Here is an 18,545-nt window from a genome sequence, read left to right as displayed (position 1 = left end):
ATAAACATGTTGCAATTTGTTGCAAAAAAATGTTGACAACATAGAATTTCTTATTACAATAGATATGGGCTAGGGCAAGAAAACTCTAGCATGATTTCAGGAAAAATCAAGGAGTAACACAATGGGAGACATTATGCGTCCGGTTCCTTTTGGGGAATTAATTAACAGAGTTATAGGTGAATATAAAAATCAAGGTTCTATTTTCTCTTTAAACAAAGATTTATTTTTTGTTGATAAAAGAGAAAAGAATGGTAAGGTTTTTAACCAAAGCTGTACAACTTATGTTGGACCAGCAGCAGGGCCTCATACTCAGTTAGCTCAAAACATAATAACAAGTTACCTAGCTGGATCTCGTTTTATTGAATTAAAAACTGTTCAAATTATGGATAGACTAGAGATTGCTAAACCTTGTATTGATGCAAGAGATGAAGGCTACAATGTAGAGTGGTCTACAGAATATACATTAGAAAAAGCTTGGGATGAATATGCTAAAGCTTGGATTGTATGTCATTTAGTTGAAGCATTATTAAATAATGGTGAAGTAAGTGATCCAACTTTCATATTTAATATGAGTGTTGGCTATAATTTAGAAGGTATTAAAACTGATAGAATGCAACAATTCATCAATTCAATGATGGATGCTGAAAAAGATTCACGTTTTAAAGAATATTTAGATGAATTAAATGCTTTATTAAAAGATGGTGATTTATTAGCAGGAACATCTTTTGCTGGGTTAGAAGAAAAATTAGTAGATAACCTAGTAAATAATATTTCTAATAATATATGTAAATCAGTAACTATTAGTACAATGCACGGTTGTCCACCAAAAGAAATCGAAGCTATTTGTAATTATATGTTAAGTGAAAAGAAAATTGACACTTTTGTTAAATTAAATCCAACTTTATTAGGTTATGATGGTGTTAGAAATATCTTAGATACTTTAGGTTATGATTACCTACATTTATCAAGAGAATCTTTCGATCATGATTTACAATATGTTGATGCTGTTAGCATGTTACACAGATTAGTTGATTTAGCTAAAAAAGAAGGTAGAGGCTTCGGTGTAAAATTAACAAATACTTTAGGATCTGTTAATGACCAAGGTGAATTACCAGGAGATGAAATGTATATGAGTGGTAGAGCTCTTATGCCAATCTCTGTAAATGTTGCAGCTAAATTATCAACTGAATTTGATGGTGAACTTCCTGTTTCTTATTCAGGTGGTGCTAATGCTTTAACAATTAGTGATATTTTTAATACAGGTATTAGACCAATTACTGTAGCAACAGATATGTTACATCCTGGTGGATATGCAAGAATGACTCAAATGGCAAATATTTTAGATAAAAATGCTAATTGGGATATGAAAAAAATTGATGTAGCTAAGTTAAATGAATTAGCTAAAAAATGTTTAGAAAGTGAATATTTAGAAAAAGCATTTAGAGGAACAGACAAAGCTAAAGTTTATAAAGATTTACCACTAACTGATTGTTATGTAGCTCCTTGTGTAGAAGCTTGTCCAATTCACCAAGATGTTCCAGATTATGTTGCATTAATGGGTGAAGGTAGATATGCAGATGCTCTAGCAGTAATATATTTAAAAAACCCTCTACCATATATAACAGGTACTATTTGTGATCACCAATGTCAATTACATTGTACTAGAATGGATTATGAAGGTTCTGTTCAAATTCGTGAAATTAAAAAACAAGCTGTAGAAAATGGCTTTAAAGATTTTAAAGAAATGTGGCAAGCTCCTACTGAAAGAAGTGAATATAAAGCTGCAATTGTTGGAGCAGGTCCAGCTGGTTTATCAGCTGCTATGTTCTTAGCTCGTTCTGGCTTCCAAGTTACTGTTTTTGAAAAAGAGAAAACAGCTGGTGGTGTTGTTAAGAATGTTATTCCTGAATTTAGAATTCCTGAAGAAGCTATTAACAGTGATGTTGAATTTATAAAAGCACATGGTGTTGACTTTAAATTTGGTATTTCAAAAGAAGAAACAAAAATTGATACTTTAAAAGAAGCTGGTTTTGATTATGTATTCTTTGCTATTGGTACTGAAAAAGACAATCCTTATTCTCTTAAGGGTGGAGAAGATATTTTACTAGAAGCTCTTCCTTTCTTACGTGCATTTAGACGTGGTAGCGATGAAGCAAGACTTAATAAACATGTTGTTGTTTTGGGTGCTGGTAATGTTGCAATGGATACTGCAAGAGCTGCAAAGCGCGTAGATGGTGTTGAAGATGTTACTATAGTATATAGAAGAAGTGTTTCTCAAATGCCTGCAGATAAAGAAGAATATGAATTTGCGCTTGAAGATGGTATAAAATTTGAATTCTTAGCTGACCCTAGTGAATATAAAGATGGCAAATTAACTCTTAAGAAAATGGTATTAGGTGAAAAAGACGAGTCAGGTCGTCAACGTCCAATTGCTACAGATGAAACTTATGTTATTGATTGTGATAATATTATCACAGCGATTGCATCTCATGTTGATGAAGAAGATATTAACTACTACGGTCTTCCTGTAAATGAAAGAGGCAAAGTAGTTTATAATAAAGAAACTTTAGAATCTAATATCGAAGATGTTTATATGATTGGTGATATGCAAAGTGGTCCAGCTACTGTTGTAGAAGCTATAGCTTCAGCAAGATTAGCAGTAGATTCTTGTATAGATAAACTTTTAGCTTCTATTGATGATGAAGAATTAGAAGAAGAAGTTGATGGATGTGAATGTGGAAGTGAATGTGAATGTGATGAACATGATCATGAAGAAATCAATATTGAAGAATTAACAGCTCAAGAAAATGCATATTTTGCAGAATTAAGAGTTAAAAAAAGTAATGTTACATTATCAGTTGATAAAGAAACTAAAGATTTCTTAGAAAATGAAGCTATGCGTTGTAATGAATGTTCATATCTTTGTAATAAATGTGTTGAAGTTTGTCCAAACAGAGCTAATGTTGCTATTGATGTTAGAAATATTGGTTTATTTGAAGATCCTTTCCAAATTATTCACATTGATGCATATTGTAACGAATGCGGTAACTGTGGAACATTCTGTCCTTATAACCAAGCTCCTTATAAATCAAAATTCACATTATTCTCAAGAAAAGATGATTTTGATAATTCAACAAACTCAGGTTTCTTAGTTAATGGTTCAGATATCTTAATTAGATTAGATGGAAAACTATATAACTGTGAAATTAATGGAGAAGGTATGTTAGAAGGCGATGAAGGCGTAACTGAAGAAGTTGCAGCTCTAATTGAAGAAATCTTCTTATCATATAGCTATCTATTAGGCGAAGTAGACGAATAGGAATATATATGGATACACTATTTAAAAATGTTAGAATAATGCAAACAAAAGCACCTTTTGAAGTTTTAGAAGGTATGGATGTTTTAATACAGGGCGATAAAATCGCCCGTATTGGTAAAGATTTAGTATGTGACGGTGCAAAAATTATCGATGCAAAAGGTAAAACATTAATGCCAGGTAATGTTTGTGCACACCATCACTATTACAGCGGTTTATCAAGAGGAATGCTTGTAAATGCAGGTCCACAAACTGATCTTATACAAATTTTAAGAGAATGGTGGTGGAGACTTGATAGAGCATTAGATGAAGAAGCTTGTTATTACTCTTCTCTAATATGTTCATTAGATGCAATTGCAGCTGGTACTACAAGTGTTGTTGACCACCATGCAAGTCCTAATTATATCAAGGGTTCTTTATCAACCATCAAAAAAGGTATGGAAGAAGTTGGCCTTAGAGGTATGACTTGTTATGAAGTAACTGATAGAAATGGCGGTATGAAAGAAGTTGAAGCTGGTGTTCAAGAAAATGTTGATTTCGCAACTAGTGGTACTTCTGATATGGTTAAAGCTATGATTGGTGGACATGCTCCATTTACTATTCCTGATGAAGGCTTAAAGTTAATGAGTGAAGCTTGTAAAACTACAGGCGCTGGAATACACCTACATGTTGCTGAAGGAGATTATGATCAAATTCATTCTCACCATATGTATGGTAAAGATATTGTAAAAAGATTAGAAGATTTTGATTTATTAAAAGAAAATAGTTTATTAGTACATGGTATTTATTTAAGTGAAGAAGAAATTAATACTTTAAATGCACATAAATGTTTCTTTGCTCACAATCCTAGAAGTAATATGAATAACCAAATTGGTTATAATAATAAACTTCCTATGGTAGACAAACTTATTATCGGTACTGATGGTTGTGGTGGTAATATGTTTGAAGAATTAAAAATTGCTTTCTTTGAACATAGAGATGAAAAAGGACCATGGTGGCCAAATAGTTTCGTTGATGCTTTAAATAGAGGTAATCAATTAATTGAAACTTATTTTGATGGAAATTTCGGTGAAGTTAAAGAAGGGTATAAAGCAGATTTAACTTTACTTGATTACCATAGCCCAACTCCATTAGTAAGTGGAAATGCCGCAGGCCATTTTGTTTGGGGAATGAGTTCTAATAGTGTTCATTCTGTAATGATTAATGGCGAAATGGTTTATTCAAATCATGAATTTGTTGGTATAGATGTAGATGAAATTTACAAAAAAGCAAGTGAAGTTGCAAAAAGAGTATGGGAAAAAGTTGATACTTTAGCACCATAGTTAATATATAGATTTTAAAAAATTGAATAATAATAATTAGGCTTATAGCCAAGGAGAAACACAAAAATGACAATCAATGAACAAATTTTAGCAAAAGCAGCTGAGTATTCAGATTACACAGCACAAAACCTTTCTAAAATGATTCAAGCAAAAAGTTACAGTAGCCAAGAAGAAGACGTTTGTCGTCTTATCGTTGAACTTTGTAAAGAAGCAAACTTTGATGATGTAAGAATTGACGGATTAGGTTCTGTTATTGGTAGAGTAGGTAATGGCCCTAAAGAAATCGCTTTTGATGCTCATATCGATACTGTTGAAGTTGGAAATATGAAAAACTGGGATTTTGATCCTTTCTCAGGTGAAATCAAAGATGGTTTAGTATTAGGTCGTGGTACTTCAGACCAAAAAGGTGGTGCTGCATCAATGATTACTGCTGGTCGTATCTTAAAAGAATTAGGTTACGCTGGTGAATATACTTGTTACTTCACTTTCACTGTAATGGAAGAAGACTGTGATGGTATGTGTTGGAAATATTTAATTGAAGAAGAAAATTTCAAACCAGATTATGTTGTTTCTACTGAACCTACTTCATGTAGATTATACCGTGGTCACCGTGGTAGAATGGAAATCAGAATTTTCTTAAAAGGTATTTCTTGTCACGGTAGTGCTCCAGAAAGAGGTGTTAGTGCAGCTTATAAAGCAGCTCGTGCAGCTTTAGCTATTGAACAATTAAATGAAGATTTACAACCAGATGATGATAACTTCTTAGGTAAAGGTACAATCACTGTAAGTCAAATGGATGTAAAAGGTCCTTCTCAATGTGCAGTTGCTGACTATGCAATGTTATATTGTGATAGACGTTTAACTTGGGGTGAAGATGCTGATTTAGCTATTTCTCAAGTATTAGAATATGTTTCTAAAGCTACTGGTGATAAAAAAGAAGATATTATTGTTGAAATGCCTAACTATGAAAAAGTTGGTTGGACTAAAAAAGAATATTCTCAAGAATTATATTTCCCTACATGGAAAATTCCTGAAGATCACAAATTGGTTCAATCTGGTGTTGCAGCTCATACAGCTTTATATAATGAAGCTCCTGTTGTTGATAAATGGACTTTCTCAACAAACTGTGTAGCAACTACTGGTCGTCATAAAATTCCTGCAATTGGTTTTGGTCCTGGTGATGAAGCTCAAGCTCATGCTCCAAACGAAATTACTCGTGTTAAAGACTTAGAAATCTGTGCAGCATTCTATGCAATGTTACCTTATAGTTTAGAAAAATAATTTGATACTCAAGTAAAAACAGCCGTAGTAAAAAAAACTACGGCTGTACTTGCCTTAATGTACCATTACATAAATAAATAAATAATGATACACTATGTCTACAACTAGAAGAAAGTAATAAGCTTTTTTATAAAAACTTATTAAACCGCAAGGAGGATATATATGTCTGAAAAGATTTTATTAAAAGATATACATTGCCTACAAACTAGTTTTGATAAACCTTCACTATCTGGTGCAGATTTATTAATAGAAGATGGTAAAATAAAGAAAATATATGAGAAAGGTAATGCAACTGTTGATTCAGATGTAAGAATAATTAATTGTTCAAATCATGTTGTAATTCCGGGAATGGTTAACACTCACCATCATTTTTACCAAACATTAACAAGGAATTTACCAGCAGTTCAAAATGCTGAACTTTTTGATTGGTTAATTTATTTATATAATATTTGGAAACATATTGATGCTGAGGCTGTTTATACTAGCAGCTGTTTAGCAATGGGTGAATTATTAAAAACTGGATGTACAGCATCAACTGATCATCATTATCTTTATCCAAGAGGTTTCGATGGAGATTTAATGGGTCTACAATTCGAAGCTTCTGATAGACTTGGAATGAGATTTTCTCCTACTCGTGGTTCAATGAGTCTTTCTAAAAAAGACGGAGGTTTACCTCCTGATTCTGTTGTACAAACAACTGAAGAAATTTTAGAAGATAGTGAAAGATGTATTAAACAGTATCATCAAGCAGGTGGAGATGCGATGCATAAAATAGTATTAGCTCCATGTTCACCATTTTCTGTTACTAAAGACTTAATGAAAGAGTCTTGTGATTTAGCAAGAAAATATGGTGTTAGACTCCATACTCATTTATGTGAGACTTATGATGAAGCTGATTTCTGTCAAGAAATGTATGGTTGTAGACCAGTAGAACTAATGAAAGAATGTAATATGGTAGGTGATGATGTTTTCTTCGCACACGGTATACATTTTAACGATGAAGAGTTAAAATACTTAAGCGATACTGGTTGTCATATTGCTCACTGTCCATCAAGTAACATGAGACTTGGTAGTGGAATATGTAGAGTTAAAGATATGAAAGAACTTGGTATCAATGTAGGTATTGCTGTAGATGGATCTGCAAGTAATGATAGTTCAGACATGCTTGGTGAATTAAGAAATGCACTATTACTTCAAAGAGTAAAATATGGTGCAGCTGCTGTTACCGCTTCTGATATTTTTAAAATGGGTACTTTAGGTGGTGCTAAAATGCTTGGTTTTGACCAAGTTGGTTTATTAGAAGAAGGATGGCAAGCTGATATTGCTATTTTTGATGTTTCTACTTTACCATATTCAGGCTCACATAGTGATAGTACTGCCTCTTTATTATTCTGTGGAACAAACCATAATACAGCTTATACAATTGTAAATGGTAAGGTTGTAGTTGACGAAGGTAGACTAGTTGGTTATGACGAAGAAGAACTTGCTAAAAAAGGTCGAGATGTAAGCGAGAATTTGCTCAAAAGAGCAGGAGTGATTAAATAATGATAAAATATTTATTAAAAGTTAATGATGTAAAAGAAGCTTTAATCAAGAAAAAAGAAAATCCTGATTATGCTTTTTATGCTGGGGGCACTGAAATAAATCGTTTAAATTCAACATTAAATTATGAAGGTGCTATTAGTCTTGAAGGCTTAGGTTTAGATAAAATTGAACTTACTAAAGATGGTGTAAAAATCGGTGCTTGTGTAACATTACAAATGTTAATTGATTCAAATGATATTCCACAATATTTAAAAGAAGCTGCTAAATTTTGTGCATCTAGGACTTTACGTTGTAGTGCAACAGTTGGTGGTAATTTAGCTTTTGGAAGTGATGATTCTTATCTAATGCCTACTTTATTAGCTGCAAAAGCTAGACTTGTTACTTCAGGTTTAACAGCAAATGATGTATTTACAGAAGATAATATGCCAATTAGAGAATACCATTCAAATCATGAATCTTTCTCTAATACTTTACTAGTAGCTATTGTATTACCAATAGAAGAAAGAATTGTTTTATCCAAAAGATTTGCTAGAACTTCACATGCACATTCTGCTGTTTGTGTTGCTTTTGGAGCTAAAAAAACAAATAATAAATTAGATGAAGTTAGAATATTTGCAGCTATAAAAGGTAGTGGCGTTCAAAGATTTAGCGATGTAGAAAACTCTATTGAAAATGATGCTTTTAATTCTAGTGCTGATGTTGAATTTGCTATTGCAAACGAAATTAATGCTGTTGATGATTTAACAGGTTCTGCATCTTATAAAAAATATATTACTTCTGTAGCAGTTGCTCAAATGTATGATGATGCAAAAGGAGTTAAATAATAATGAAATTTGTAAATTGTAAAATAAATGAAAAAGATATCGAATTAGGATATAAAGATGGAATGAGCTTGAGAGAAGCATTATTCTTAGCTGGATACAATTCTGTAAGAGATAGTGATAGCGGAGAAGGCTTTGCTGGTTCAGATACTGTTATTATTGATGATGTTCCAGCTTTTGCTTCATTAATGTCTCCTTTACAAGTAGAAGACAAAAATATAAGAACTGCAGAAAGTTTAGGAAATACAAGAAACATTAACTTTGTTCAAAAAGCTATGGTTGATGCAGGTATTGTACAATCAGCATATAATGCTCCTGCTGCTGCATTGTTATTAACATGGTTATTAGAACATGTTGAAAATCCTACAAAAGAACAAATAAAAGATGTTTTATCATCATTATTTATTCGTGATGCAGGTTATGAAAACTACTATTTAGCTGTAAAACTAGCAATAGAAATGAGAGATTTTGGAAAATATAAAACTAAAATCGCTGATGAATATAGAGAACAGTTAAAATATGTTGGTAAGAATTTAGGTAAAATTGATGGTGCATCATTAGTATCAGCTGAAAAATGTTTTACAGAAGATAAAGCAAGTAGAGATGCTTATGCTCTTGTTGTATTAAGATCTCCTCATGCTCATGCATATATTAAAAACATTGATACAACAGAAGCTGAAGCATTAAATGGTGTTGTAAAAGTTTATACTCATCTAAATACTCCACAAACACACTATACACATGCTGGTCAAGGTGCTCCTGAACCATCTCCTCATGATAAGAGATTATTTAATGAAAAGGTAAGAATGGTTGGGGATAGAGTTGCTGCTATTGTTGCAAAAGACAAAGAAATTGCTCTAAAAGCTAGAGATTTAATCAAAGTTGAATACGAAGTATTAAAACCTGTATTAACTGTTGAAGATGCACAAAGCGAAGATGCTCCTCGTGTTCATAACTCAAAAATTTCGTTTGGTGTAGGTGCTCCTGATAATTTAGATGAATTAAACAAAGATTGTGACCCAAGAGATGGTATTGTTCACTATCCTTTCCCAATTCATGGTAATATCAAAAAGAACGTTGCATCAGAAGCTAAAGGTGCAATTGGTGATGTAGATAAAGCTTTTAAAGAATCGGATTGTGTAATTGAGAGAACATATAGAACTAATCAAATTCAATGTACTCCATTAGAACACTCAGTTTGTTTTGCAAAAGTTGATTTAGGTAGATTAGAACTACACTCTTCAACACAAGTACCTTATCATGTAAGACGTGTTGTAGCTCGTTTATGTGATTTACCACATAGTAAAGTAAGAGTTGTAAAAGAAAGAGTTGGTGGAGCTTATGGTTCTAAACAAGATGTTACAGTTGAAGATCTTGTTGGATATGCAGCATGGGATACAGGATTAGAAATTTTCTACCAAAATAATAGAGAAGAACAATTCTTAACTTCAGCTACAAGACACCCAATGAAAATTAAAGTTAAGATGGCTGGTAACAAAGATGGTCAAATTACAGCTATTGAAATGCTTGTAGAAGCAAATACAGGTTGTTATGGTCAACACTGTTTAACAGTTCCAATGAATGCTTGTTCTAAAGTCTTACCTTTATTTAAAGTAGATAATATGAGATTTGATGTAGTTACTTATTATACTAATATTGCTATGGTAGGTGCTTATCAAGGTTATGGAGCTCCTAAAGGAACATATGCTGCTATGTGTACTGTTGCTGAATTAGCTGATGAATTAGGACTTGATTATTTAGATGTTATCAAAAAGAACCACGTTGAAGAAGGTTATATGCTTGAAATCTTGCGTGGTCTTGGTGAAGGTAGAGAAGGAAATGTTGTACCTGTTGGATCTTGTGGATTAGAGCCTGCAATTAATCAAGGTGCTGAAATGATAAACTGGGGTAAAGAAGAAGTTTCTGAAGATCCTGATTGGAAGATTGGTAAAGGTTTTGCTATGATTCAACAAGGTTCAGGTCTTCCTGGTTTAGACCATTCAAATGCTTGGGCTAAGTTAACTACAGATGGTTCTGTAGAATTATTTAGTGGTGGCGCTGACTTGGGAACTGGTTTAGATACTGTAAGTGCTAAAGTTGCTTGTGAAAATTTAAAAGTACCTCTAGATAAAATTACTATCACTAGTGGAGATACTTCTTCTACTACTTTTGATACTGGTGCTTATGCATCAAGTGGAACATATTTCTCAGGTAATGCTTCTAGATTAGCTGCTGAAGATTTAGTTAAAGCTATTAAAAAAGAAGCTGCATTCCAAATGGGTGAAAAAGAAGAAGATTTATATCTTGAATATCCAGGAAAAGTTGTAAGTGAAAAAACTGAAGCTGAATTAGATTATGCTACAATGTGTCATACAGCTCTTTCAGGTGAAGGTAATGGACAAATTATGGGTAAAGGATCATTTACAACAAAGATTAATTCTATTCCATATGGTGCTCATTTCGCTCAAGTTGCTGTAAATACTAAAACAGGTGAAGTAAAGGTACAAAAATTCTATGCACTACAAGATGCTGGTACTCCAATTAATCCTGAATTAGCTGAATGTCAAATTTATGGTGCTGTTTTAAAATCTATTGGTCACTCTTTATATGAAGGTATTGAGTATAGTAAAGAAGGTATTCCTCAAAATGCTAACTTTACAGATTATTGTCCTCCTATGATTAATGAAATGCCTGATGATTTTAAAGTAAAATTAATTGATGTTGATGATATTGAAGGACCTTATGGTGCTAAATCTATTTCTGAAATTGCAACAAATGGTGCAGCTCCAGCTATTGCTATTGCTATCCATAATGCAGTTGGTGTTTGGTGTAGAAGTTGGCCTTTTACTCCTGAAAAAATACTAAAAGAATTAGGTAAAATAAAATAATAAATATTTGCAACAAATTGCAACAAAAAAACTTTACAAGGGTGAGTGTACATGATATAGTACACTCATTCAAACAAATATATCCAAGGAGAATCTCTAATGAAAAAAGATAAGGCTTTAATTAAGCAAATGATTAAAGAGCTAGGAGCTCTTGATACAAAGAATATGTACTTAAATGATTTCTTCCATACATGGAAAGAAAGCGACGATGAAATAGATGCAGTATTTAAGGTAGCGGAGATTCTCCGTGGTCTAAGAGAAAACAATATTTCTACAAAAGTATTTGATAGCGGTTTAGCTATTTCTATTTTCCGTGATAACTCAACAAGAACTCGTTTCTCTTTCTCAAGTGCTTGTAACTTATTAGGTTTAGAAGTTCAAGATTTAGATGAAAAGAAGAGCCAAATTGCTCATGGTGAAACTGTTCGTGAAACAGCTAACATGATTAGTTTCATGGCTGATGTAATCGGTATTAGAGATGATATGTATATTGGTAAAGGTCATACTTACCAAAAGAATGTTGCTGATGCAGTTCAAGAAGGTTTTGATGATGATGTATTAGAACAAAGACCTACTTTAGTTAACCTACAATGTGATATTGACCACCCAACACAATCAATGGCTGACATGTTACATGTAATTAATGAATTCGGTGGCGTTGAAAACCTAAAAGGTAAAAAGGTTGCAATGACTTGGGCTTATAGTCCTTCATACGGTAAACCTTTATCAGTTCCTCAAGGTATCATTGGTTTATTTACAAGATTTGGTATGGACGTTGTTTTAGCTCATCCAGAAGGATATGACGTAATGCCAGAAGTTGAAGAAGTAGCTAAAGCTAATGCTGAAAAGAGTGGTGGTTCTTATAAGAAAGTTAATTCAATGGAAGAAGCTTTTAAAGATGCTGACATTGTTTATCCAAAAAGCTGGGCTCCTTTCCATATCATGGAAGAAAGAACAAAGCTTGTTGAAGAAAAGAAATTTGATGAACTTGATGTACTAGAAAAGAAATGTTTAGATAATAATGCTAATTTCAAAGATTGGGCTTGTACTGAAGATATGATGAAATTAACAAACGAAGGTAAAGCTTTATACATGCACTGTCTTCCTGCAGATATCACAGGTGTATCATGTGAAGAAGGTGAAGTAGATGCTTCAGTATTTGATAAATATATTGTTCCATTATATAAAGAAGCAAGTTATAAACCATATGTAATTGCTGCAATGATTTTCTTAGCAAAATTCGAAAATCCTAGTGCAAAACTAGATGAGTTAATGGAAGCTGCAACAAAAAGAATTAAATAATTCTTAAAGTTGATAAATAATAAATCGGTCTTAAATAAGGCCGATTTTTTATTTTAATAAAAACTAAAGTTATATATATTTATGGATATAACTAAGCATTAATATAATCTAGTTAAACTAAATGTCATAAAAATAATAAACTTGATATTGCTTAAATTTTATTTACGTAACTTATGGAGCGTTTTTATATGTTTTTGTTTTATTTTGTTTACAAATTGAATTATTCATTATAGAGTATTAAATGAGATTGTATTATATTTTATTGATGAAATAAGGGGTTTCCTTTGAACAAGCGTTTGATACTAGTAGTAGATGATAGCAAAATAAATAGAGCTTTGTTGACAAAGATTTTATCTAAAGATTATAGAGTCCACGGTTTAGAAAATGGGGAACAAGCCTTAGATTATATAAAAGAATATTGTGCTGATATTTCAGCAATTTTACTTGATCTAAATATGCCTGTTTTAAATGGTTATGAATTCTTAAAAGCTCGTCAAAATAATAAGCAGTATTGTAATATACCTGTAATAGTTCAAACAACACATAGTGGCCTAGATGCTGAAATTGCTTGTTTAGAAATGGGTGCAACTGATTTTTTAACAAAACCATATAGTCCAAAAGTTATTCTTAGAAGGTTAGAAAATATAATTACTCTCAGAGAAAATGAAAATTTTCTTATTACTGTTCAACATGATTCTTTAACAAATTTATTAAATAAAGAAGGGTTTTATATAAAAGCAAGAAATATGCTCAATGAAAACCCTAAAAAAGAATATTTACTTTTATGCATTGATATAGTTCAGTTTAAAGTTATAAATCAATTTACTGGATATCAAAATGGAGATAAAGTATTATTATTTGTTGCAGAAATATTAAAATATCTTTTCAAAGAAAACTCATTAATTGCTAGATTCACTGGTGATAGATTCCAAGCATTAATACCTAAAACACCTTTTAACGAAAATTATATTGATGATACAATAACTGAGTTTAAGAAAAATCCACCAATTAATATTCCAATTAGTATTCAATTTGGGGTATATGAAATTAAAAATAAAGATTTACCAATTGCTTCGATGTGTGATTGGTCTAAAATGGCTTTAGATCCTATTAAAGGAAAATATAAACAATATTTTTCAACATTTACTGATGATATGTTTAATAAAATGCAAAGAGAGCAAATGATAATATCAGAAATGGATGAAGCTGTATCAAGTAGACAATTTATTGTGTATTATCAACCTAAATTAAATATTAATTCTGAAGAAATAATAGGGGGAGAAGCCCTAGTAAGATGGATACATCCTCAATATGGCTTTATGAGTCCTGGCGACTTTATTCCTATTTTTGAAAAAAATGGATTTATTTCTAAATTAGATATGTATGTTTGGGAAGAGGTATGTAGACAAATGAGAGAATGGATTGATAAAGGTAAAAAAATTGTTCCAATCTCAGTAAATGTTTCTAGAAATGATATATTTAATAGTGATTTAGTTGCGAATTTAAAAGCTTTAATTGAAAAATACAATTTATCATCAGATTTACTTCATTTGGAGATTACAGAAACTCTCTATGCTAAAGATCAGAATATTTTAGCTGATATTGTTAGAGAATTTTCAAATAATGGATTTATTATTGAAATGGATGACTTTGGTTCAGGATATTCATCTTTGAATATGCTAAGCGAAGTGCCTGTTGATATTATTAAATTGGATTTGTTATTCTTAAACAAACAATCTGCTCAATCTAATAACAATATGAGTATATTAAAATTAATCGTAAATATTGCAAAAGAAATGAAATTAGACTTGATTGCAGAGGGTGTAGAAACAGATAAAGATGTTGCAAATTTAAAGAAAATCGGATGTATGAATGCTCAAGGTTATTATTATGCAAGACCTATGAAAGCTATTGAATTTGAAAATCTATTAAATTAACACTCTTCTTTTTCTAATAGTTCGAGCCATCTGTTTTCTAAAAGTTCTAGTTCTTCTTTTTTTAAATTATAACTATTAGTTCTTTGCTCTAATGTGCCTAGTTCTGTTTTTTCAACAGTATTAAAACTTTCTTCAAGGATAGCTATTTCACTTTCAATGCATTCTATTTTATTAGGTAATTTATCTAACTCTTTTTTCTCATTAAAAGATAAGCCTTTTTTCTTCTTTTTTATTAATTGAGGTTTTTCTTTTGATATTTTTTTTATATTAGGAGAAAATAATTCAGATTCACTATAATTAGTATAGTTTCCTGCAAACTGAATAATCTTAGCATCTTTAATTACAAATAAATAGTCGCAAGTATGATCTAAAAAAGCTCTATCATGGGAGACTATAATACAAGTGCCTGAAAAATCATTTATATAATTTTCTAAATTTTCAATTGTCTCAATATCTAAATCATTTGTAGGTTCATCTAAGATAAGAAAATTTGGATTTTTCAATAACTGCGATAGTAGATATAATCTTCTTCTTTGTCCACCTGATAAAGTTGAGATTGGTAATCTATGTAATTTTGTTGGAAAATTAAATAATTCTAAAAATCTAGCAGCAGATACTTCATTTTTTTTAGATAAAAAAATTCTTTCTGATATATCTTCAACATATTCTAAAACTGATTTATTACTTTTTAAGTTTCTTCCTATTTGATCATAGTATCCAAAAACGGTGTTAACTCCTAAATCTATATTTCCACTATCACTTTCAATATGATTCGTAAGTACATCTAACAGTGTTGATTTACCACTACCATTATCACCTACAATTCCAATTCTCATATCTTTTGTAAACGAAAATGTAAACTTATCAAAAATTAGTTTATCACTAAATGATTTTGATATGTTTTCAACATTAAGTATTTTCTTACCAATATATCTATTATTAGAAACGAATTGTTTTTGATCAGCTTCATTAACATTTTTTTGTTGACTCTTCATGTCGTAGATTCTATCAATTCTATTACCATCTTTTGAAGTTCTTGCTTGTGGCCCTCTTTGAAGCCATTCTAGTTCTCTTCTTAAAATAGTAGTTAATCTATCTTGTTGTTTTTGTTCATCAATGATACGTTTAGCTTTTCTTTCTAAATAAGAATTATAGTTACCTGGATGGATAAAAACATTAGAATTATATAATTCCATTATTTTAGTGCATACAGCGTTTAAAAAGTATCTATCATGTGTAACTACAATAATAGTCATATTGCTTGATGATAGGTATTTTTGTAGCCATTCAATTGTTTTTATATCTAAATGGTTAGTCGGTTCATCTAAAAATAAAATTTTAGGTTTATTTGCTAATACTCTTGCTATTGCGACTTTTTTTCTTTGACCACCTGATAAAGTATTCATTTTTCTAGAATTAACATCATATAAGTCTAATTCACCAAGAATAGACATAAAATCATTTTCAATATTCCAAATATTATCTTTTTCTAATAAATGAGTTAGTTCAATAATTTGTTTTTCATTTTTAATTGGATCAACTAGTAGTGAATTATATTTATTTAAAAGTTGAAATTTTGATCCTTCACTTTTATATAAATAATCTAAAACTGTATCATTATCATCATGTTGAACTATCTGGGTTAAAAAACCAATTTCAGCATCATTATTTTTTGTGACTTTTCCTTCATCAACTTCGATTTTTTTTGCGAGAGCTTTTAATAAAGTACTTTTTCCTTGACCATTATTACCTATTAATCCTACATGTTCGCTTTTATCTAATCCAAAGCTAATGTTTTCAAATAACGGATTATCATTTAATGTTAATGAAAGGTTTTCAACTGATAGAATATTCATAGTGCAAAGATTATAATATAGTAAAAAGCTTTTCAAGCATTTAATAAAATATAGTTGTAAAAAAGGCATTTGAATTTATATAGATGGAGGTTGTTTTGGTAAATGGATTTAAGCCAATATATCGGAAAAATTCTAAAATATTAATTTTAGGGTCAGCTCCAAGTGTGATATCATTAAAAAAATATGAATATTATGGAAATAAACGAAATAGATTTTGGGATATTATTTCTGATATTTACAGTAGATCTCCATTTGAAACATATGATGAAAAAATAAATTTTATCATTAATAATAATATATTTTTGTGGGATGTTGTAAATACTTGTGAGAGGAAAGGATCTTTAGATAGTGATATAAGAGATGTGATAGTTAATGATTTAATTAAAGTTTTAGATAAAAATGAAAGTTTAAGAGTGGTAATGTTTAATGGTAAAAAAGCTTATAATTTATATAAAAAACATATTCACTATTATCCAATTAATATTGATTTTATAGTATTACCTTCGACAAGTCCTGCATATACTCTAGCATATGAAAAAAAATTAGTGACTTGGAAAAGTGAATTTAATAAATACAAATAAAAAAACCTATATGTCAAATTTATAGTTTAACATATAGGAAATAACTTTTATAATTTATTACTTTTATTGGAATTTATATATTAATCCAATATATCCAGATTCTGTGTATACAAAGTCAGAACTATAGTTTACAGCACCTTCTGCTCCAACTCTAACTCTCCAGTGATCATCGATATTAAAATCAAAACCTAGTCCAAGCCCTAATCTAATATATGGTGTCTCTTCTTCATCATCAATTGTTTCTTGAAGAGGTATTAAGGATCCAAATTTTGCTTTTATAAAATATGTGATTTTTGAATAATCATTAGTAAATTCTTTTGCAAAAGTTGTATTTGTTACAATGTTTTTGTAGTTTCCTAAACTATCTATATGGTCAAACCCTAAACCAACTTCTAATCCAATAACAGTCCCTGGCACTATTTCATTTTCAACAACTAAATCAGCTCTAACACCATAATTTGAAGATGAAGAATTTATTTGCATAAATGTGAATGCTGGGATTACGCCAATTCTATATGGGAATATTTCTTCATTTTCATCACCCCATTCACCAATAGTATCTTGTTCAAAATCATTACTAACAGTGGCACCTATTGGAATACCTGCATCCTCATTCTCATTTTCTAAATCATTTGCTTGAGGTGGTTCTTCTTTATTTGATTCAGGATCAAATTTTTCTTCTTCAGATAAAATCTCTTGATTATTTAAATCTTCAATATCTTCTTTTGGTGGCTCTTCACTAATAATCTCTTCTTCAGTTGGTTGAATGATTTCTTTTTCAATAACTTCACCTGAGGTGTCAATAACAACTTTTTCTTCTGTTGTTTCAAATACAATAGAACCCGTTTCTTTGTTGAAATCAATATTTGTTATTTCTCCACTAATAATGGTTTCATCATCATCTTTTGTTATTTTTGTAGTTTGTCCATCAGATTCAATAGAAGTATTTGTTTCACTAAAGATAAAAGTAGTTGCTCCACCAACAATATGAGTTAATTGGTTTCCATCTTCATAATCTATTTTAATAATATTAGATAAAGCATCTGTTGTAGCTATTGAGCTTTCACTAATTATAAAATCTTTAAATATTGTTTCACAAGAATTATTTTCTTTGATAATTTCTAAATTGTTAGTATTAAATATTAATGTTTCGTTATTAAATTTTAAACTTGTATTATTACCATAATCAATTGTATACCAATTATCTTCAGTTAAGAAATTAGTAATTGTAGCATTAGTTAAAGGATTTCCATTATAAAGAGTTTCAAAAGTTGTAAAATCTTTATCTATTAATAATGTTATTCTAATAGGGAAGTCAACAATAATATCACCATTAGATTTAATTATTAAAGCAGCACCATCATAAAAATGATATGTTGTTTTATCTGCTTCTCTAGTGGTTTTTGAAACTTTGCTTGTAGTTGGCAATGGTTTATCATTTAAGAAAACAGTGTCTTCTTTTATACTATATCCTAATTCACTTTCATCAAAAACTGTTACTTCTTCTTCAATATCTAAAGTATTATTTTCTTCAGTTATTTCTTTTTCTTCTATAGTTTCAGATGTATCATTAACTTTTATTGTGTCAGGATTTTCTTTTTTATTACAAGAAGAAAGAGTTAGTGTCACAAAAATTAATAAAATATATATTAATATATTTATCTTTTTACTTTTATTTTTCATAAAATACCTCATA

11 protein-coding genes are annotated in these 18,545 nt (G+C 30.4%); 9 read left to right on the top strand and 2 right to left on the bottom strand.

All coding sequences use genetic code 11. The annotated features are described in order from the left end of the window. Positions 1-121 precede the first annotated feature (121 nt). The 8 genes from ygfK (at position 122) to ACPKM0_RS02000 (ending at position 14,412) form a co-directional block, all read left to right on the top strand. On the top strand, positions 122-3,319 hold the full coding sequence (ygfK, locus tag ACPKM0_RS02035) for a putative selenate reductase subunit YgfK (RefSeq protein ID WP_472473129.1): 3,198 nt from the start codon (positions 122-124) through the stop codon (positions 3,317-3,319). An 8-nt stretch (positions 3,320-3,327) separates the two neighbouring features. Continuing rightward, positions 3,328-4,638, top strand: a complete 1,311-nt coding sequence (gene ssnA, locus ACPKM0_RS02030; RefSeq protein WP_472473128.1) for a putative aminohydrolase SsnA — start codon at positions 3,328-3,330, stop codon at positions 4,636-4,638. A gap of 66 nt (positions 4,639-4,704) precedes the next feature. Then, positions 4,705-5,919: a YgeY family selenium metabolism-linked hydrolase gene (locus ACPKM0_RS02025; RefSeq protein WP_472473127.1), complete on the top strand. Its 1,215-nt coding sequence runs from the start codon at positions 4,705-4,707 to the stop codon at positions 5,917-5,919. Positions 5,920-6,081: 162 nt separating this feature from the next. Beyond that, positions 6,082-7,464, top strand: coding sequence for an 8-oxoguanine deaminase (locus ACPKM0_RS02020; protein WP_472473126.1), 1,383 nt, complete (start codon positions 6,082-6,084; stop codon positions 7,462-7,464). After that, a complete protein-coding gene (locus ACPKM0_RS02015) occupies positions 7,464-8,288 on the top strand; it encodes an FAD binding domain-containing protein (RefSeq protein ID WP_472473125.1) in 825 nt (274 codons plus the stop codon). The genes ACPKM0_RS02020 and ACPKM0_RS02015 overlap by 1 nt, the downstream gene beginning before the upstream one ends. 2 nt (positions 8,289-8,290) lie before the next feature. Continuing rightward, the gene (locus ACPKM0_RS02010) at positions 8,291-11,173 is read left to right on the top strand and encodes a molybdopterin-dependent oxidoreductase Mo/Fe-S-binding subunit (protein WP_472473124.1); all 2,883 of its coding nucleotides are present in this window, start codon (positions 8,291-8,293) and stop codon (positions 11,171-11,173) included. Positions 11,174-11,272: 99 nt separating this feature from the next. Then, the gene (ygeW, locus tag ACPKM0_RS02005; RefSeq protein WP_472473123.1) at positions 11,273-12,475 is read left to right on the top strand and encodes a knotted carbamoyltransferase YgeW; all 1,203 of its coding nucleotides are present in this window, start codon (positions 11,273-11,275) and stop codon (positions 12,473-12,475) included. Positions 12,476-12,759: 284 nt separating this feature from the next. Further along, positions 12,760-14,412: a two-component system response regulator gene (locus tag ACPKM0_RS02000; RefSeq protein WP_472473122.1), complete on the top strand. Its 1,653-nt coding sequence runs from the start codon at positions 12,760-12,762 to the stop codon at positions 14,410-14,412. On the opposite strand, the gene ACPKM0_RS01995 is transcribed toward ACPKM0_RS02000, so the two are convergent. Beyond that, entirely contained in the window at positions 14,409-16,268 is a 1,860-nt protein-coding gene (locus tag ACPKM0_RS01995; protein ID WP_472473121.1) for an ABC-F family ATP-binding cassette domain-containing protein, read from the bottom strand. The genes ACPKM0_RS02000 and ACPKM0_RS01995 overlap by 4 nt on opposite strands. A 95-nt stretch (positions 16,269-16,363) precedes the next feature. Here ACPKM0_RS01995 and ACPKM0_RS01990 point away from each other — a divergent pair, with 95 nt between their 5' ends. Beyond that, a complete protein-coding gene (locus ACPKM0_RS01990; protein ID WP_472473120.1) occupies positions 16,364-16,849 on the top strand; it encodes a DNA-deoxyinosine glycosylase in 486 nt (161 codons plus the stop codon). Between the two features lie 63 nt (positions 16,850-16,912). Here ACPKM0_RS01990 and ACPKM0_RS01985 read toward each other — a convergent pair whose 3' ends face one another. Next, entirely contained in the window at positions 16,913-18,532 is a 1,620-nt protein-coding gene (locus ACPKM0_RS01985; protein ID WP_472473119.1) for a hypothetical protein, read from the bottom strand. Positions 18,533-18,545: the final 13 nt, after the last annotated feature.

The organism is Pleomorphochaeta sp. (assembly GCF_050031695.1).
Classification (GTDB): domain Bacteria; phylum Spirochaetota; class Spirochaetia; order Sphaerochaetales; family Sphaerochaetaceae; genus Pleomorphochaeta.
Note: the sequence above shows the minus strand (reverse complement) of the source record. Positions and strands in the feature narration are given on the sequence as shown.